General features: G+C 68.1%; 13 protein-coding genes. 5 read left to right on the top strand and 8 right to left on the bottom strand.

The window, feature by feature from the left end; translation table 11 throughout:
* Positions 1–151: 151 nt before the first annotated feature.
* Together pglX and ACTWM8_RS05980 are read left to right on the top strand one after the other, a co-directional pair.
* Positions 152–3460 (top strand): BREX-2 system adenine-specific DNA-methyltransferase PglX, encoded by a 3309-nt coding sequence (gene pglX / locus ACTWM8_RS05985; protein ID WP_446212926.1) that lies wholly within the window; start codon positions 152–154, stop codon positions 3458–3460.
* 78 nt (positions 3461–3538) lie between these two features.
* Complete coding sequence (locus ACTWM8_RS05980) at positions 3539–3805, top strand: hypothetical protein (RefSeq protein ID WP_446212925.1); 267 nt, start codon at positions 3539–3541, stop codon at positions 3803–3805.
* Here the strand turns inward: ACTWM8_RS05980 and ACTWM8_RS05975 are convergent.
* Positions 3777–4103, bottom strand: a complete 327-nt coding sequence (locus tag ACTWM8_RS05975; protein WP_446212924.1) for a hypothetical protein — start codon at positions 4101–4103, stop codon at positions 3777–3779. The two genes, ACTWM8_RS05980 and ACTWM8_RS05975, sit on opposite strands and share 29 nt — an antisense overlap.
* A gap of 110 nt (positions 4104–4213) precedes the next feature.
* On the opposite strand from ACTWM8_RS05975, the gene ACTWM8_RS05970 reads away from it, so the two are divergent.
* Positions 4214–4438, top strand: a complete 225-nt coding sequence (locus ACTWM8_RS05970; RefSeq protein ID WP_446212923.1) for a winged helix-turn-helix domain-containing protein — start codon at positions 4214–4216, stop codon at positions 4436–4438.
* A gap of 51 nt (positions 4439–4489) precedes the next feature.
* On the opposite strand, the gene ACTWM8_RS05965 is transcribed toward ACTWM8_RS05970, so the two are convergent.
* From ACTWM8_RS05965 to ACTWM8_RS05940, 6 genes are all read right to left on the bottom strand, one after another.
* Positions 4490–6592 carry a DEAD/DEAH box helicase gene (locus tag ACTWM8_RS05965; RefSeq protein ID WP_446212922.1) on the bottom strand — a complete coding sequence of 701 codons (2103 nt, stop codon included), beginning with the start codon at positions 6590–6592 and terminating at the stop codon, positions 4490–4492.
* Between the two features lies 1 nt (position 6593).
* A complete protein-coding gene (gene brxD, locus ACTWM8_RS05960) occupies positions 6594–7898 on the bottom strand; it encodes a BREX system ATP-binding protein BrxD (protein ID WP_446212921.1) in 1305 nt (434 codons plus the stop codon).
* Positions 7895–10603 (bottom strand): BREX-2 system phosphatase PglZ, encoded by a 2709-nt coding sequence (gene pglZ, locus ACTWM8_RS05955; protein WP_446212920.1) that lies wholly within the window; start codon positions 10601–10603, stop codon positions 7895–7897. The genes brxD and pglZ overlap by 4 nt, the downstream gene beginning before the upstream one ends.
* 52 nt (positions 10604–10655) lie before the next feature.
* The gene (locus ACTWM8_RS05950) at positions 10656–14504 is read right to left on the bottom strand and encodes a phage resistance protein (RefSeq protein ID WP_446212919.1); all 3849 of its coding nucleotides are present in this window, start codon (positions 14502–14504) and stop codon (positions 10656–10658) included.
* A 126-nt stretch (positions 14505–14630) separates the two neighbouring features.
* Positions 14631–14885: a hypothetical protein gene (locus tag ACTWM8_RS05945; RefSeq protein ID WP_446212918.1), complete on the bottom strand. Its 255-nt coding sequence runs from the start codon at positions 14883–14885 to the stop codon at positions 14631–14633.
* Positions 14882–15196 carry a DivIVA domain-containing protein gene (locus tag ACTWM8_RS05940; RefSeq protein ID WP_446212917.1) on the bottom strand — a complete coding sequence of 105 codons (315 nt, stop codon included), beginning with the start codon at positions 15194–15196 and terminating at the stop codon, positions 14882–14884. Before ACTWM8_RS05940 ends, ACTWM8_RS05945 begins: the two co-directional genes overlap by 4 nt.
* Positions 15197–15473: 277 nt before the next feature.
* Here ACTWM8_RS05940 and ACTWM8_RS05935 point away from each other — a divergent pair, with 277 nt between their 5' ends.
* Positions 15474–16310 carry a helix-turn-helix domain-containing protein gene (locus tag ACTWM8_RS05935; protein ID WP_446212916.1) on the top strand — a complete coding sequence of 279 codons (837 nt, stop codon included), beginning with the start codon at positions 15474–15476 and terminating at the stop codon, positions 16308–16310.
* A 13-nt stretch (positions 16311–16323) separates the two neighbouring features.
* Positions 16324–16530 (top strand): DUF397 domain-containing protein, encoded by a 207-nt coding sequence (locus tag ACTWM8_RS05930; protein WP_446212915.1) that lies wholly within the window; start codon positions 16324–16326, stop codon positions 16528–16530.
* A 51-nt stretch (positions 16531–16581) separates the two neighbouring features.
* On the opposite strand, the gene ACTWM8_RS05925 is transcribed toward ACTWM8_RS05930, so the two are convergent.
* Complete coding sequence (locus ACTWM8_RS05925; RefSeq protein ID WP_446212914.1) at positions 16582–18696, bottom strand: RNA-binding domain-containing protein; 2115 nt, start codon at positions 18694–18696, stop codon at positions 16582–16584.
* Between the last annotated feature and the right edge of the window lie 12 nt (positions 18697–18708).

Raw genomic sequence — 18708 nt, 5'->3', positions numbered from 1 at the left:
CTAGGTACGCCCTCCGGCAGCTCCGATGCGAGTAGGGCACCGGTTGCACGGCCGCGCGGTGCGGGTAGGCGGCGTGCGACGGAGGAAGCTGTGGTTGTAGAGTAGCGACTGTCCTAACACGAGTCAAAAAATACTGGAGGCCGAGATCGACGTGGCGACCGGAGACCTGACCATCCAACTGTCTCGGCTGGTACGGCAGGTTGAACAGGATCTACGTGATGCACAGCGCAGCAACGGCCTTGACGAGCAGCTCAGCCAAGCCGCGGTCGCATGGGTGCTAGGCACCCTGTTCGTACGCTTCGCTGAGGACAATGGCCTAATCAGTCGGCCGCCCGCGGCGCCTACGATGGACGGCAACTATTCATGGCTGTTGTCTCGGTTTGAGGCTTTCGCCGAGGTCGATCCGGGAACCGGGTTGTTCGAGCGCGGACAGAACCTAGTTTTCGACTACCCGGTCTCCGAGGAGGCGGCCGGCCACCTGGTCGCGTTTTGGGACCGTCGCGGTGGGCAGGGAGAGCCGGCTCACGACCTTGCCGACCCCGACCTAGACACACGGCTTCTGGGCGACTTGTACCAGGACGTGGCGGAACGCGCTCGCAAGCAGTACGCCCTGCTGCAGACCCCCGTCTTCGTCACCGACTTCATCCTGGACCTCACGCTCGAACCGGCCATCGAGGATTGCGGGCACGAGGCCATCCGCCTGATCGATCCCGTCTGCGGCTCAGGTAACTTCCTGCTCGAGGCGTTCGCGCGGCTGCTGTCCGCCTGGCGGGGGTCGGCGCCCACAGCTGCTGTCGAGGATCTGGTCGGTCGTGCGCTGCGCACCGTGCACGGCGTCGATCTAAACCCCTTCGCCGTGGCCATCACCCGGTTCCGCCTACTGATAGCCGCCGTACATGCCTGCGGCGCCAAGAATCTTCGCGACGTGACTCACCTTGACTGGCGTTTCAACATTGCCGTCGCGGATTCACTGATCGACGACCCCTTCACCGGCGAGTACGACGTGGTGGTAGGCAACCCGCCCTACACCACGGTTCGGGACAAGGCCGTCGACAAGATCTACCGCGCCAGGTACGACGCCTGCACGGGCAAGTACGCGCTCACCGTCCCCTTCGCACAGCGGTTCTTCCAGCTGGCCCGGCCTGGCGGCTACGTTGGTCAGATCACGTCCAACTCCTTCATGAAACGCGAGTTCGGCCGGAAGCTCGTGGAGGACTTCTTCCCACGCCGGGTCACGCTCACCCACATCATCGACACCGCGGGTGCATTCATTCCAGGTCACGGGACGCCCACAGTGGTGCTCGTCGGGCGGAATCAACCGCCTCGGGACACGGAGCCAGTGCTTACCGTCGTCAGTTTGCGTGGCGAGCCCACGGTACCGGTCGATCCGGCTCAGGCGCATGTCTGGCGATCTCTTATGCAACAGACGGCGCGTCCTGGTCAGGCGGACACCTGGACGGCGTCACGCTACGTCAGCCGTGAGAATCTCTCGGCGTTTCCTCTCCTGCTTGCGACCGACGAGGCGACCGACGTACTGAACGAGATCGCCCGTGCGCCTCGCCGGCTGGGCGACCAGGTAGTCAGAATCGGATACTTCGCAAACACCGGGTCGGATGACCTCTTCACCGCGCCCCGTCACACCTTCGCGCGGTCGGGGATACCCTTCGACGAGGCCTTGGTGGGCGTAATTTCGGGATCCGAGGTCCGGGACTGGAACGCCGTTGCCGACCGCTACGCCTTTTTCCCGTACGACTCCGAAGGCCAGATCATTCCGCTCGGGGCGCACCCCCGACACCAGCGACGGCTGTGGCCGCATCGGACCGTACTACGGAACCGCCCGCACAGCCAGGACAACTCGTATGCGAGCAGTGGACGGCCGTGGTACGGCTGGCACCAGCTGGCCGGACGGAGGGGCACGCAGGAGCGGTTGATCACCTACTCCTGGGTCGCCACACACAACCACTTTGCTGCTTTGCACGGCGACGAGGTGCCACTGCACTCGGCGCCGGTCATGGAACTCCCGCCGGCCGCGACGGCACGACGCCGCACGGACCTCGTCGGGATGCTCAACAGCTCCACAGTCTGCTTCTGGCTAAAGCATGGCAGCAACAGCAAGGGCAGACCGGATGTCGATCAGACCGGCACGGGTGAGCACTGGGATGCCTTCTACGAATTCACCGCCACCCGGCTGCGCGACCTGCCACTGCCCGAGGAACTGCACACCAAATACGCCGGAGAACTGGACCAACTCGCCCGCGAACTGGCCGCGGCCACCCCTGAAGCGGTCCTGGCTGACCAAGCTCCGACCCGCGCGGCGCTCGCAGCGGCTCGTGCTCGCTGGGAGACCGCCCGTGCCCGCCTTGTGGCCTTACAGGAGGAACTGGATTGGGAGGTCTACTTCCGGTACGGCGTCATGCAGGACGAAGATCTGCTCTCGCCCGCCTCCGCGATCCCGCTACTGGGCCTCGGCGAGCGGGCCTTCGAAATCGTCATGGCACGGAAGGTGGCCGCAGGCGAGCTGAACACCGCTTGGTTTGCTCGGCATGGCACTAAGCCAGTGACCGACCTGCCAGCACACTGGCCAGTCGCTTACCGGGAGGTAGTGCTGAGACGCATTGACGCCGTGCAACGGGACGCCCGGCTACGGGCCCTTGAGCGGCCAGAATTCAAAAGACGGTGGATCTCACTGAGCTGGGACTTGCTGGAATCCGCAGCGTTACGGACATGGTTGCTCGACCGGTTCGAAAGGGCCGACCTCTGGTACGACGATGAAGACGAGGTGCGCCGCGCACGTCCCTTGACGATCACACGGCTCGCCGAGCTACTGGGCACGGACCGGACGATTAGGCAGGCGGCCGAGCTGTACACACCAGGCAAACCACTCGTCGATGTCGTCCGGGACCTCCTCCCTGACGAGATGGTCCCGTACCTGGCCGCCATGCGATATCGCGACTCGGGGATGGCGAAGCGCGCCGCATGGGAGCAGACATGGCGGCTGCAACGGGAGGAGGATGCGCTACTCAGGAACGACCCGCTCAACGCAAACGGAGAGCCCATCCCACAACCACCGAGGTACAGCAGCGGCGACTTCCTGAAGGCCAGCTACTGGCGACACCGCGGCAAGTACGACGTGCCGAGCGAACGGTTCATCTCGTACCCGCGGATGGGTGGCACCGTTAGGGACGCCCTCATCGGATGGGCCGGTTGGTCCGTCGAGGACCGCGCACGGGTGCTCGCCGACCTCGCATCTGCCGGACGGGACCGTGACGACATCGTCCCGCTACTCGCCGGTCTGCTCGAAGTGCTGCCGTGGGTTAAACAATGGTGCACCGAGCAGGAGTACAACACGTTCCGCACGTTCCTGGACGACTCGATGCACCGGTGGGATATCACCGAACATGACCTGAACTCCTGGCGTCCACCGAAGTCCAAGCGCGGGCGACCCCGTAAACAGAGGTGAGCCCGGAGGGACGTGGCCTTGGGGTCCGGAATGTCCGCGCCGACTGAGTAGATCCCGTCCGTGGAATCTCATGCTGATGTGCTACGTACAGACGTCGACATCGGCAGAAGGCGGACCTCCGACCTGTGTTTCGACTCGGTCGCGCTGACCAGCGACGCCGCCCACCCGATGCTGCGGGGCCTGGCGCAGGGGGCCTGCCTGGCTATCGAGGACGCGTACACGCTCGCCACCGAGGCCGGCAAAACCGTGGCGACGGGCGGCCTGGACTGTGAGCTGGCGCTGCGCGCACTGGTTCTACGGCGGCTGACCCCGCCCGTCACCGGGGTTTCGGCACCTGCCGGTTGAAGCGCGGCTTCAGAGCCAGGACCCGGGCTTCCTTCGTACCCCCCGGGTTGTCGGTCTCCTGCCAGCGGACCTCGCGCTTGCCCAGCCAGCCGGCGATGTCGCTGGCCGATGCCATCGGTCCGAGCTCGTCAAGCTCTTGGCCGATCTGCTCGCGCAGCACCGACGAGTACCGGTTACCCGTCAGGCGCTGCCGACGGCGGTCGCGCAGGTTCCCGGTGTAGCCGACGTAGACGACCGTGCCGCGGTCGAGGACCACGTGCAGGCCCGGCGAGCGAGGAGCGCCGGCAGCGGCTTCCATCGTGTAGGGCTGGGGAAGCGTGAAGGCGGCCAGTGATCTTCGGCGGATTGCCCTGTTTGCCGACGAGGGCCGCGGTGATCAGATGGTGGTGCCCACGAGGGAGCACCACCATGCCAGTAACGCCGTTTTACGAGCGGATCGCCAATGACATTCGGACGCAGATCAGGTCCGGCGAGCTGAAGCCGGGCGACAAGCTGCCGTCCATCTCAGAGCTGTGCAGGCAGTCCGGCGTGTCAACCCAGGTCATCCGGTCAGCCATGCTGACCCTGCGGGCGGAGGGCCTTGTCGACGGCCACCAGGGTCGTAGCGTTTGCGTCCGGGGCGGCGCTGAGTAGTAGGGGCAGCAGCCTGAGCTACTTGCCCCAACCAGCGATCCTGTTCGCCCCTCAGCTGATGGATACGAAGCGGGTGGGTTGACGAAGGATGGCGGCAGCACCTTCGAGATCGGCTGAGCGAGCCGCGAGCGTGGCCATGGCCAGCCGCTTCGGGAGGGCGGCGGAGAACTTGAGACCGTTGAGGGCCTTTTCGTCAATCTCGGGTAGGCAGAGCCGCTCATTCGCCTCCGCGGCGGCCAACAACCAGGCATCTGGCGTTAAGTCCTCCCGTAACCGGATGCTGCAGTCGTCGAAGCGCTCCACCGGGTCGACCGCCTGGCCGAGAGTTGCGGTCAAGGTTGCGTTGGCGCGGAAGCCCGCCCAAGTCCACCACCGCAGGTCGCCATTCTTCTCGCGCACGATGACGTTGCCGCCAGGGTGCACCAGATGGAGCTTCTCATCCCGCTCCTGACCCAGCCGGCTCATAGCTCGCCTCGTCAAGTTCACCGGAGGGTCAGCGCCAAGCAACACCTCTCGGACGGCACGGACCAGGTCAAAGCTGAGGCCCGCCCAACCGGTGCCCAGCCAGCGAGCCCGGCCGCCCCCCTCGGCGGGCTCGACGAAACACCGTCGACGGCGCCAGTCGATGTAGGTGACCCTCCAGCTCCGGCCGCCCAGCAGGAGCCGACGCTCGCCCCGAACCTTTTCGGTCAGGAGGCTGGGATCGATCCGCCCCAGTTCGTTGCGCCCGAGCAGGACGGTGAATTCCGGTGGCCCGGCGAACACCGCCGTCATCTCCATGAAGTGACGACGCCCAAAGCGCTCCTCAGCAGCCGGGCCGATAAACAGCATCCCCCCGTCCTGGTCGAGGTAACCATCCTCGATCAGGTGGCGGACGATTGGCCGTGCGCTCTCCTCAAAGGGGTGCAGCCCGTTCCACGCCTGAGCCAACAGCTGATCGCCCATCCGGTGCTCTTGCAGGCAGAGCGCGAGCACCTGCTGGGCCACGATGTGCCGGGGCTCGGGCGGTGCCGTCACCGATTCGACCCAGCCCCTCGACCAGAACAGGAGAAGGGCAGCCGCCTCGACCAGGGCCTCTCCGCTCAATGTCAGGAACAGACAGTTCCGGCGGCTTCCCGGCCGGCGCCCGGTCCGCCCGAGCCGTTGCAGGAACGAGGCCACCGTGGCGGGTGCGTCAATCTGGATCACCCGATCCAGGTCGCCGACATCAATGCCCAGCTCAAGGGTACTGGTTGAGACGATCACGCAGTCCCGGGCCTCGCTGAAGGCCTGCTCGGCCCGGCGGCGCTCGTCGGCGGACAGCGACGCGTGGGAGAGGAAGGTGGTCACCCCCTTCTCCCGCAGCAGTTGACCGAGCTCTTCGACGGTCTGTCGGGACTCGCAGAAGACAAGGCGCTTCTCGCCGCCATGCAACCCGGCGATCACCGTCGCGGCATTGGCCAACGAGCCCACGTAGTCCAGCTCGATGTCACCCGGTGGCGGCCGATCGACCACCTCGACCGGGTTGGGGGCCACCACCTGCGCTGACCGGCTGCCCGCGCCCGATCCCTGCAGCCAGCTGAGCAGTTCCCCGGGGTTGCCGACGGTGGCGGATAGTCCGATCCGCTGCAAGGGTCGGTCCGCCACCCGGGTCAGTCGTTCCAGCACGGCCAGCAGATGCCAGCCTCGGTCATCACCGGCGAAGGCGTGCACCTCGTCGACGACGACGGCGTGCAGGTCCGCGAAGAACAGCCGGTGGTCGACCTTCGTGCTGACCAGCATGGATTCCAGCGACTCGGGCGTGGTGAGCAGGATGTCGGGCCGTTCGAAGAGCACAGCCCGACGGCGGGAGGTGCTGACGTCACCGTGCCAGACGGCGGCCCGTCGTCCGAGCCAGCCGGCGTACCGCTGAATCCGGGGCTGGAGGTTGTTGAGCAACGCCTTCAGCGGGGCGAGGTAGAGCACCGAAGTGCCCGTCCACCGCTGTTCCGCCATCCGGCTCAAAAGCGGAAAGAGCGCCGCCTCCGTCTTGCCGCCGGCGGTCGGGGCAAGGAGCAGGGCATCCAGGCCGCCGCGGACCGGCGCGACGGCGGCTCGCTGCATCGGGCGCAGATCGCGCCAGCCGAGGGTGTTGACCAGGTGATGCAGCACGACCGGGTCCAGGTCGGGCGGCATGTCAGATCGGCAGTTCGATGTCGTCGGCCGAGGCGGCGGCGTTGCGTTCGACCTCGGTCAGCTCGTCGGCCCGCAGGGTCAGCTCGTAGTGCTGCCGTGGATCCCAGTCCGCGAACTGGTCGACCCGGTCGAAGACGTCCGCGACCAGTTTCTTGAGATAGATGCGGGGTGCCACGCCGACCTGACCGCCGAGCGCTCCGGTGACGGCTCGGGCCAGCGTGGCGAGGTACGCGTCGTCGACCCGGGAGTCGACGGCCGCGCTGCCGTAGATCTCCCGTACCCGCTGGCCGAGTTCGACGAGGGCGTCCGGGCTGAAGCCGGGCAGTCGCAACTGGGTGGCTCGCGGATTGTCCCAGCGTGGCTCGGGACCGAAGTCGGTGGCGAGCCGTTGGGCGAGCGGCGCGAGCCGCTGGACCCCCTGCGGACCGTCGAAGAAGGCGGGCGTCCCGGTGATCAGCACCAGGAGGCCGGGGAAGCGGTCCGCGTGCACCTCGTCGATGAGCTGCCGCAGCGAGTTGAGCGCCTTGTCCCGGGCGTCGGAGCGCACCCGTTGCAGCGTCTCCACCTCGTCGAGCACCAGTAGCAGCCCTTGGTGCCCGCTGTCGCGCAGGACGGTGAGCAGACCCCGCAGGAAGCTCAACGCGGCGTAGTGGTCGAGGTCGCCCTTGACCCCGGCGGCCCGGCGCGCCGACGCCGCGACGTGTGGCTGACCGGCCAGCCAAGCCGCGAGACCGTCTGCGGTCGCGTGGTCGCCGGTGGCGGTGGCGGCCCGGTAGCCTCGCAGGGCCGCCGCGAAACCTGGCGTGCTGCGCGAGATGTCACCCAGCCGCCGCTCCAGCAGGTCGCTGACCGCCCGGTCGAGCGCTTCCGCGTCGTGTTCGGCGATCGTGCCGCCGGCGAGGACGTCCTCCTCCAGGGCGAAGATCCAACCGTCCAGTACGGGCCGGAACGCGCTCGGGGAGAACTGCTCGGTGCTGAGGTGTTCGACCAGCCGGCGGTAGACGGTCTCCATCCGGTGCAGGGGCGTTTCCAGTTCGGAGATCTGCACCTCGGCGGCGGCGAACCCCCGCCGCTTGGCTCGCTCGGCCAGCCACCGGGTGAAGAAGGTCTTGCCGGCGCCGTACTCGCCCCGTACGGCCTTCAAGACGCTGCCGCCACCGGCGACCCGGTCGAGGTCGTCGTCGAGGGCGGCGGTGAACCTGTCCAGGCCGACCGCGAGCGCATCGAGTCCGTTGCTCGGGACGACACCGCGACGCAGGGCGTCGACGATGTCTCGACGACGGCGGGCGGACAACTCGACGGTCACCGTGGCTCCAGCTCGAACTGCTCGATCAGCAACGCCCGGTTGAGGTGGACGGTACGGCCGTCCGGGTCGAGGGTGATCACGGGGTAGCCCTCGACCTGGAGCATCCGCCGCAGCGCGGCCACGGTGCCGGCGATCCGGTGCGCCGGGACCCCGGCCCGGGCGGCGAGGGTGTCGAGGGTCGCCCGACCACCGCCAGCCAGCAGGGTGCCCAGCAGCGCGGCGACCCGTTCGTCGGCCAGCGGCATCCGGGGGTCGCGCCTCTGGGCGTACCGGTCGCTGGCGAGCAGGGCCGTCACCAGGTCGGGAGCCGTCGGGACCGGCTGGGGGGCGGCGGCCGGCGCGGCAGCGACCGGTGCCAGGTCGAAGAGGCCTTCGGGCTGCTGCTCGAGGGGCCGGCGCGGGCGACGTCGGTTTGCCATGCCAAAGTCGGCCGGCGCGGACGAGCTTTCGGTCAGCGGTTCCCGCCACCAGTCCGGGCTGGCCACCGGGGCACCGGCCCATCCCGGGACCGCCTGGTCGTCGCCGGCGGTCAGCACGAGGAGCGGGATCACGGCCTCCGCCGGTGCGGCGCCACCGTGGTAGCCGGCCTTGCGCGGCCCGTACCGGACCTCCTCGCGCCAGGGCAGGATGACCGCGCCGCCGCCGAGTGCCACGCGGCTGCCGGTCACGTTGACCTCGGCGTCGCCCGCCGGGCCGGTCGCCGGTCGCCACCGGTTCTCGCTGCTGGCACTGGGCAGGGTCACTGACTCGGGTCCCCGGTCGACGACATGGCCGTGGTCGGAGACGAGGACGACCACCCGGTCAGCGGCGGAGGCCAGCAGGTCGCCGACGGCCGTGATGGTGTCCTCGCCCCAGACGGTGGTACCCGGGTCACTGCGGTCGAGGGCGTCGTCGATGGTGTTGACGACGGCGGCGACCACCGAAATCGACGGGTCGTTGAGCGCGGCCAGCACCTCCGGGTCCACGGCCGTCCCGGCGCCGGCCCGCAGGGCCGCCTTGTGCAGCAGTCGTCCGGTCGGGAAGCGTTCCCCGAACGCCTTTCGCTCGGCCTGCTGACCGCCGGCCGTGATCCGTCCGCTGAGCAGGCTGCACCGGCTGGCCTCGGTGACGGTGGGCAGGGCCGCCAGCACGCCGGTCCGGGGTCCGCCGTCGGGGGTGAGTTCCACCCAGGCGCCGGTGCGGGTCACCGACTCGGCCAGCTCGGTGGCCGCCGCGACGCCCATCCCGTCCATCACGAGCAGCAGCACGCGGCGGGCCTGGTCGACGATCGGCTGGACCACCCGGTCGAGCACGTCCTCGACGCGCAGCAGTGCACCGGGCTCGGTCTCGGCGCTGGTGGCGGCGGCGAGCAGCGTGGCGAACTGCTGGTCGTGCCGGGCCCGACGGGCGTCCACGGTGCGATGCAGCAGCCGGTACGCATCGGCGACCTGCTGGTCGGGATCGCCGGCGAAGACGTCGAGCCGGGCTCGGTCGACCCACCCGTCCTGACGGACCTGCCGGTGCAGCGCGTCGAGCAGGGTGGCGGGCGGTGGGCCGTCGGTGGTGTGGAGCCAGCGCAGGAGCCGTACGGCCATTCGGGCGGTTTCCACCCGGCGCGGCTCGGCGGCCCGGTGCGCCTCCACGGTGGCGAGCGCCGACTGCGCCCGGGTCACCGCGGCCGGCAGCGCCGACGCGCCGGCCGGCACCGCGAGTCGTACGGCGTCAGCAAAGGCCCGTAGCCGCTGGACGAATCCACTGGGCAGGACGGTCGATGCGCCGAGCAGCGCGGTAATGCCGATCTCGGCGGCGATGGCCTCGGCCCGACGCAGCATCCGCATCGCCTCGGCTCGGCCGTCGTCACCGGAGTCGACCGTCCGGTAGACCCACGCCTCGGCGGCCTGGTGCAGTGCCTCGGCCTGCTGTGGGGTGAGCCGGGACCCGCCGAACCGGGGTTCCAGCCGGGTCCGGCCGACGGCGGCCTCCACCTCGGCGGCCCGCTCGCTGCCGGCGGGCCAGAGGAGCCCGGCCAGCAGCCCCAACGGGATTACGTCCACCCCGTGCCCGGCCCGTACGGCGGCCATGATCGGGATGGCGGCGCGGCCGGCGGTCCCGGTCAAGTACGCCGTGACGCCCTCGGCGATGACGTCGGGCACGGTGGTGAAGCGCAGTTGCCGGCTGGCATCGGTGCTCCACTGCACCAGGCCGCTGTCGTCGAGTTCGGCGGGTGGCAGGTCGAGCAGTGCGGAGGTGAGGCTGCGCAGCGCGTGGTCGCGGGTGAGGATCGCACCGGGTGGGGCGGGCCAGCCGTCCGACGGGGCGTGGTCGCTGAGCGCGTTGGCCACCCAGCGTCCGACCCGGACCAGGGTGGGATCGAGATCCTTGACCCCGCCGAACATCTGGCGGACCAGGTCCCACGGGTCGATCTTGCGCACGGTCTGCTTGCTGAGGTGGGCGAGGAGCCCGTCGCCCAGCTCGCTGTCGGTCAGCTCGGTCAGCAGCACCAGCCGCTCGCCGTCGGCCCGGTCGTGCAGGGCCGCGCGGGCGGCCAGCGGGGTGGGGCAGGGGACGACCCGGACACTGGTGCCGCCGACGGTGAGCACCGGCTCGGCCAGTGGCTCCGGGCGGGCCGCAAGCGCGATGGCGTAGGCCGAGTCGTCCTCGGCCAGCCACGCCTCGACCTTGCGGCGGACCGCGTCCGGCTGCGCCGCGCTGACCGGGGCGCTCACGAGCCCGCCCGATTCGGAGTGGTCTTGGCCCGGGGCCTGGCGACCCGGGCAGTCACCGGATCTCCCAGGTGACGGTGACCCGCCGTCCGGCGGTGACCTCGGCCTCGATCTCGGCGGCGACCTTCTCCCAGCTGGCCGCGTCGGCGACCTCACGGCGCTGTGAAACGACAGCGATCGCCCCGCCGCCCCCCGACTCCGAGCCGTCGCTACCCCGAGGCGGGCCCGACCCGTCACCACCTGGCCCGGGACCCTTGCCGTCACCGACCGGCACGAGAGCGGGATCGGAGTCGCCCGGCGGCCTGGCCGGAGGGACGACCGGAGGACTCGCCGGGGGCGTGTGCCCCACAGGCGGCGTGACGACCGGAGGCGTCACGAGCGGGTCGACCGGGACGGGCTTCGTCGGCTGCTCGGCGGCGAGCAGTGCCGCCGACGCCGCCGACGCCGTTTGGAGGGCGCCGACCAGGTCCTGTCCGTGCTGATCGTGCCGGGCGACGTCCCGGAGCTGCCCAATGATCGCCGCTGCCCGCGCGTCGTGGGCGGCCCGGGCGGCGATCGCCTGGAGCAGGGGCCACTGGTGCGCCTGGGCCAACTCGGCGCTGATCCTGCCCGCCTGGCTGAGCACCTCGCCGACGGCCTGGTCGTCGACCTCGCCGAGATCGGCACGGGCCACCGTCTCGACCAGCACCACGTCGTCGCGCTCGGCGGTCAGTTCGGTCACGAACCGGGCCGCCCGCCGCGCAGTGGCGAGCCGACCGGTCGGGGCCGAAATGTCCAGGCCAAGCACGTCGGCGTGCGCGGTCAGTGCGTCGACGAGATCGCCGGCCCCCTTCTTCCGGGCGCGCGCTGCCTCGCGCAGCGTGCCGGCGAGCTCGCCGAGGTTGGCCGGCGTACGCCAGACGGGCAGGGCCCCGCCGAAGATCGCCGAGCCCCGACGCACAGCATCTGCCCAGGCATTCTCGTCGGGCATCGGCGGGTGCCGCAGCTCCAGGTCGTCACGCACGGCAGCCAAGTTGGTCATGTCGACCTTGCCGCCGTGCTGGTACCAGGCGAGCTGCTGTTCCAGCCCGAAGACGACGATGATCAGATTTTGCAGCTCGCGGTCGAAGCCGAACGCGGCGGGCTCGTCGATGAGCCCGCGCAGCACGTGCACCGGAAAGTGGTCGGTGTAGTTCTCGTTGGCGGCGGCCTGGAGCAGGTGCTGGCTCCACCGGCTGGTGCTGGTAGTGAGTACGTAGCGGCCGTCGATCAGCTCGCCGAGGCGCAGGTTGTTGCAGACCCGCCGAAGGATGCGCTGGTCGGCCGGGTTGGGCACGCTGACGCCCCGGGCGGGGTCGGCGGCGGCCAGCTTGGCGTACTCCAGGATCTTGTTCATTTCGCCGCGGGTGACGGGCTTCTCGTCGTCGGGCATGGCCGGACGACCCGGGTAGGACCAGGCGAGGAGTTCTCCGGTGAGGTTGGTGAACGCCTCGGCGAGGGTGCCGCCGCGGGGGTCGCCGACGTGCAGGCCGTCGGCGAGGGTGTGGAAGACCCCGATGTTGTCCTCCTGCACGTCGGTGCCGCGCGAGGTGGCCGACCCGTACGCCTGCATGAGGGCGCTGATCAGCGTGCCGCGCAGTTGGGTCTGGCGCTGCTGGAGGTAGACCTTGCCCTGCTGCCGGTCGACGAGCGGCCAGTCGGCGGCGAGCGAGTTGAGCCGGTCCCCGGTGCCGTTGCCGAGCAGATAGTTGATCTTCAGGAGCTGACCAACCTTCCCCAGCAGCTCGTCTGTGAGGTAGAAGGGCAGCCAGAAGACGGTCCGCGAGCCGCGTTCCAGGCTCTCGATCCGGGCGCGGTCCGCGCTGCGCTCGTAGCCCTCGGGGTCGAACGGGTAGTCAATGATGACGCGCCACGCCTCGCCGGTGGCGATCAGGGCGGAGGCCGGCATGGTGTCGGGGTCGCGGACGTTGCCGAACTTCACCTGGATGGTGTGGGACCGACCGCGCCAGGCCCGGGCGTGCAGCAGCTCGCCGAGCTGCCCCTCGCTGCCGGCGATGCCCATCTCGGCGGTGACCAGCTCCCGGATGAGCTGCTGCCGGACGCCGGTGGTGTTGGCCTCGCGCTCGGGCACCAGGTCGAGCAGCTTGTCGTAGTCAACGGTGTGCAGCTTGAGCGACACCACCGGGTCGGGGGTCTTGGTCAGTTGCAGCTCACCGGCGCTGTCGGCGACCCGGTCGAGCCGGTTGAGCACGATCTGCCGCTCGTAGCCGGGGATCGGCGAGGTGATCGAGCCGAAGTTCAGCGCGTGCAGCTTGGCGGCGGTGAGGTTGTGCAGGGCCGGTACCTCGGGCACCAGCGCGCCGAGCAGCACCGTCTTGATCAGCTTGTCGTCGAGCTGGAACTGCTGATGCCCGGCCGCCTGCTCCTCCCCGATGCCGTTGAGGTTGAGCAGGATCGGGCGCAGCTTCTGGATGTAGAGGGTGCGTGCGGACTGGAAGAGCTGCTTGAGCTTGGGCCGGTCGGGCAGCTCACCGTGCAGCACCAGCGGGTCGAAGAGCGCCGCCACCCCGATCAGGTCGTTGACCTTGAGGGAGTCCCGGCGATCGACGAGCAGCTCGGTCATCACCTTCAACGCGGTGCGCTCGCGCTGCAACGCCTGGGAGAGAGCCACCAGGGTCGCCACCAGCGCGGGCGAGAACGGGTAGAGCTTGCGGAAGGCGGCGGCGTCGGAGCCGATGCCGGCGTCGCCGTACTGGGCGCCGAGCAGCAGGGCGTCCCACACCTCCCGATTGCCCCGCACGGCGGCGAAGGCGTTGTCGATCACCGCGCGGGCCGTGTCGTCGATCGGCTTGAGCAACCGCTTCTCGGTGATCTCGGGCAGGTTGGTGTCTTCGAGGACGATCTCGCCGAACCGGCCCTGGACGCTGCGCATGACGTGCGCCAGGGCTTCCCGTTCGGTGCCGCCGACCTGCGGGCCGAGGAAGTCCTCCAGGTTGCGCTGCCGGGCGACGAACGAGATCAGCGGCAGCGGCCGCGTGGCGTCGGCCGACTCGACGAGCTTGTTGAGCTTGGCGCCCTCGGTGTTGACGAAGGTGTGGTCGCTGATCTTCGTGGAGAGCCACAGGATCAGCTCGTCGAGGAAGAGCACCAGCGCGTCGTACCCGAGGGCCTTGGCGTGCCGGGTGATCACAGCGAGGCCGGTGTCCAGGTCGAGGTATTCCCCGCTGCGGACCGCGCCGGTGAAGAACGTGCTGGTCAACGCGCTGACCAGCCGGTCCCGCTGCTCGGTGCCGGGGGGTGCCGCCGCGGCGGCGGCGTAGCTCTGCGGGGTCCAGCCGTCGGCTTTGGCGCGCAGCGCGGCGAGCCCGAGGCCACCACCGGCCGCGGGGGCGCCACCGCCGTCGTGCAACGCGGCGAAGAAGGCGTCGTTGCCCATCCGCTCGCGCAGCCGCGCGGCGTCGTCGAGCAGCGCGTCCGACCGGTGTACGGCGGGCACGGGCGCCTCGGGGTGCAGCTTGGTGATCTGGTTGAGGTAGCCCTCCAGGACCGCCTGCTCGACCGAGCGCGCGTCGAGCATGTGGAAGGTGAGGGTGAGCAGCTTCCGGTCGCGCAGCCATGGGTCGGCGGCGAGCACCGGCTCCGACAGCCCGCGCACCTGCCGGGCCTCCGGATTGTGCTGGAGGACCTCCCGCAGCACCGCCATGAAGTGCGACTTGCCGGAGCCGAACGACCCGTGCAGGAACATCGCCTGGGAACGGCCGGTGGTGACCGCGTGGCCAATCCGGCGCAGCGCCTCGGCGAAGTTGTCCCGGAGCTGGTCCGTGACGACGTACCGGCGCAGGTCGGCGCCCTCGGCGGCGCGGACGACGAAGTCGCCGTCACCGACCGAGGTCGGAATCTCGATCACGTCCCGCAACAGGGTCATCGCCGCTCCTCGCCCCCACCAGCTCCCCGTGACGCCGGCGTCACCGGCGACCCGCCGATCCTAAGGTGTGGTCGCCGCAGGTCCCAGCCCGCCGGCCTGGCGATCAGGAGATCCTTGCCGCCGCGCTCACCGCCGCCGGAACCGCCGGGAGCACTCACCGTCATGGTCTGGCCGGAGCAGACACCGCCGGCCGCCCGGCATGAGGCGGTCGCAAAAGACCCAGTGGCGTACGTTCTGGTCGTCCTCGGTCGACACGGTGGTGCCGCCCGGTTCGGTCTGCGGCAGCACCTGCGTCCAATGCGCCACCACCCGGGCGAGCCGCTGGGCGGAGACCAGGTCGCCGGCGACCACGGGCAGGTGGATGACCCAACGCTCGGTCACCGGTCGTACCCCCGCTCGTTGCGGACCCGGGCCTGCGCCGACTGCCAGCGGCGCAGCGCGTCCTTGACCCGGTCGGTCTCCCGCCGGCTCTGCGCGAGAGCGTCGTAGACGACGGCCAGGTCACCGGCGACCCGGTCGAGGAACTCCCGCACCTCCTGCGGGTCGAGCCCACGCCGCCCGAACGGGGTCGGCCGGAAGCCTCGCTCACGCACCTGCCAGGGGCGCAGCGGATGGTAGGCCGCCGAGCGGTAGCAGGTCGGCCCGCTGACCGACCGCTGACGACGCCGGGCACGCCGGAAGAAGACGCGCATGACAGGACCTGCCTCTCACCGTCGAGTTTCACCTGTGGATGGGGTGGGCCCACCGGCCCGCACCGCAACGGCGGACCCACCCCGGCACCTGCCGCCGCAGCCTTCGACCAGCAGTACGGCAGCAGGGCACACCGAGCAGCGCGGACTTCTGGACGGCTCTGGTAGCTCAGACGATCCGGCAGCTCACCCATCGTGCAGCGGACTGCACCCTTTATGCAACTCCCGATTCGGGAGAGTGTCGTTGCGAAGCGCGTCCTGTTCCGCCACACTGACGGGCATGACTGGAAGTCCGACCGTCCGGCGTCGACGTTTGGCTGCCGCGCTGCGTCGCCTCCGCGAGCAGACCGGCATGACCGCAGACCAGGCCGCCAAGGAGGTGGGCATCTCGAAGTCGGCGATCAGCCGCATCGAGAACGCCCAGGTCTCCGTCATGCCACCGGTCGCCCGTGGCCTCCTTGAGCTGTACGGCGTCGAGGGCGAAGAGGTGGACGCACTCGTCCAGGTTGCCCGCGACGCCCGGAAGCGCGGCTGGTGGCAGGCGTATGACGACGTCCTGCCGGACTGGTTCGAGGTCTACGTCGGACTGGAGGCCGAGGCGTCGGAGATCCGCGCCTTCGAGCCGCAACTGATCCCTGGCCTGCTCCAAACAGCGGACTACGCCCGCGCGGTCATCCGCGCCGAGCACCCGGACGCCCCCGGGGACGAGGTGGACCGCCGGGTGGAGTTGCGGATGCGCCGGCAGAACGCCGACACTCCCCCGAAGGTCTGGGTGGTGCTGGACGAGGCGACCCTGCGGCGGCCGGTCGGCGGGACTGAGTCGTTCCAGGCGCAGTTGCGGCGGCTGGCCGAAGAGGCGGACCGGCCCGGACGCACGATCCAGATCCTGACCTTTGGCGCGGGCGAATACGGGTCGATGGGCAGCGCCTTCAGCGTGCTGACTTTCCCCGAGCCGGCCGATCCGGGGGTCGTCTACGTCGAAACCCGCGCGGGTAGCCTCTACCTCGAGGGCCAACAGGTCAGGGAGTACAGCCGGGTCTTCGAGCACCTGGTAGCCACGGCGGCCAGCGCTCGGGAGTCGCGCGACCTGATCCAGGGGGCGATCGACGAGCTATGAGAGGACGGCGCGGGTGGAAGAGGTCAACCAGGCCACGGTGACCTGGCGCAAGAGCACCCGCAGCAACGGCTCCGGCAACTGCGTCGAAGTTGCGGACAACCTGGCGGGCAATATCGGGCTGCGCGACAGCAAGGACCGCAGCGCCCCGATCCTCACCTTCAATCGGGTAGCGTGGTCGTCATTCATTGCAGGAGTCAAGCAAGGAACGCTCGTTCCCTGAGCCCAAACCGGTGCTCACCCTAATCAGCGGCACCTTCGACGCCTACCTTCCTCAGGCTGGCCGACTTCGAGCAAACTCCGCAGCCCGCCGTCCACGCAACTGCCGAGTCTCGTTTCCATTACGGACATAGAGATCATCATCCTCTCCGGACGCGACCCACGCGATCCCAGGAAACTTCCGGACCCCCAAGACCACTAAATCATGCCCGTCTAACGAGTGCTTGGCGTACTGAACATATTGAGAGACAATCTCGGCCCCGATTTTTTGGCCAAGAAGGCTTCCCATGAGCCAGCGCTCGTACTGATCGAAGCTACCGCGGCAGGTGCTTAGATCTTCCGTCAATCCTCGCGGCTCACCATCGTCGTTTACCCCAATCACCAGGGTTCCTCCATCAGTGTTCAAAAATGCCGCAACGCTTTTGACAATAGCATCTTCGATGGCCTGATCCTTCTTACCACTACGAAGGTTCCATCGCGCGGTGGACTTGAACTCTAGGTGGAGGCTTTCTGGTTGCGACAACAAGCTGCGAAGATCGCGCCTCTTTTGAATATCAACGACAAGAACCGTCGGCTTTCCTGCAAGCCCATCCAGCGCCACCAGGCTTGCCGAGCGTTTCAGTCCTCCACCATCGGCAGCAATCAGCAAGCCAAGGCGCTGCAGCGCCAGCGCGGACAACTCGCCCTCAACTCCGATACTTCGCCACTCCCTAATCTCTTCCTCGGCGTTCGCATGCAGCATCTCTGCCATTACCGGGTGATATGACTCCAGCGTCCGAATGACCTCGCGCCAAGTCCGCCCGGCCTGATCTTTCCATTGCTGAAAGGCTGCATCCACATGAAGTTTTCTGATCATGACTTGAGAAGATATCTGAGGAAGCTCGGTCAACTCAGCGAGTGCAACTTGCCTGACAGCGGAAGCAAGGTCGCGCACGAAAAATGGGAAACCGCCAGTCAGGTTGTGCACCGCCGAAAGCGCCTCCTCCTCCCATTCCAGCATCATCAAGGTGCCCAGATCCCTGACAAGGCCTGTTGATTCCGCCAGAGAAAATGGCGGAAGGAAGTGAGAGTCAACAAATCCGAAAAGTGGATTATCAACCTCGTCCACGATCATGCTCTGGTCGAAAAAGGCGGTAGTGAGGCCGGTGAAGAATAGCGATAGATTCTTCGTAGCTTGAGCCGCTCTCCTAATAGATCCGAGGAAAAGGCGCACCTTCTCTGGCGAGACTCGCGCAAGTCTGCGTAGGTTCTCGACTTCGTCTACCGCGATGACAAAGTTCAGCGAGGAGTTGCGCTCTGCCACACGAATCAATCTGGCAGACAACTCTCCGAAGGTTTTGGCCTCATGTTCAGCCTCCGGGCCCAGCCAAATGTCACTTCGAGTCTCCTTCATACGGCGGAGAACATTCAGCAAGTCCTGGGAAACCTGGCGCAGGATATCGTCTACAGCATCAGTAGATTCCAGATCACTAAGAACGAGGGCGAGGCCCGACGGCTCTTCTCGTCGTTGCAACTCCTTCAGCAGCGATGTCTTGCCGGAGCGACGCAGCCCAAATAGGCCGATTGACCGCCCGTTACGTAGTTCGGCCGATACAGACTGGATCGTTTCGAGGCGACCAAAGAAGTCGCGGCCCGTCACCGGATTCTTGCCGCCGTATAGATCCCGTGACGCCAGGACGGTTGCTATCGAGCTCCGCAACTCGGAGGTTATCCCCTCAAATGAACCATTAAGCAGGGGAACTCGGGCAACCAAGGACGCTGCCCCGTCCGCATTCCATGCTTTCAGGTTCTTGGTGAGAGAAGGATCCGTCGAGTAGATGAGGGAGATGTGGGAATCGGGCGTAAAGCGAACGACGCCAAAAAGCTGCCGCTGCACATCCATGATCTCCTGCCGCGCCTTATCTATCAACTTGTTGAATGATCGGCGCTGAAACTCTTCATGAGGACTGAAGAGAAATAGAACCTCTCCGTTAATAGAAAGACTTGCCTCCATCTCTGGCCCAAGTCGACCAAGCACAAGCCACGACTTCTTCAAGTCAGGGTCACGCGACTCCTGAAAAAAGAACATCGGATTACTGTTCCGTGGGGTGCGGAGGGCCTTTTCGAGTCGCGCGGCTTCCGGGAACTTGGCGAAGAAGGTCTGCCGAAATCTGTCGAAGCTAGCAGGCATGAGCGGATGGTA

This window comes from Micromonospora sp. IBSANI012, assembly GCF_052814045.1.
Note: the sequence above shows the minus strand (reverse complement) of the source record. Positions and strands in the feature narration are given on the sequence as shown.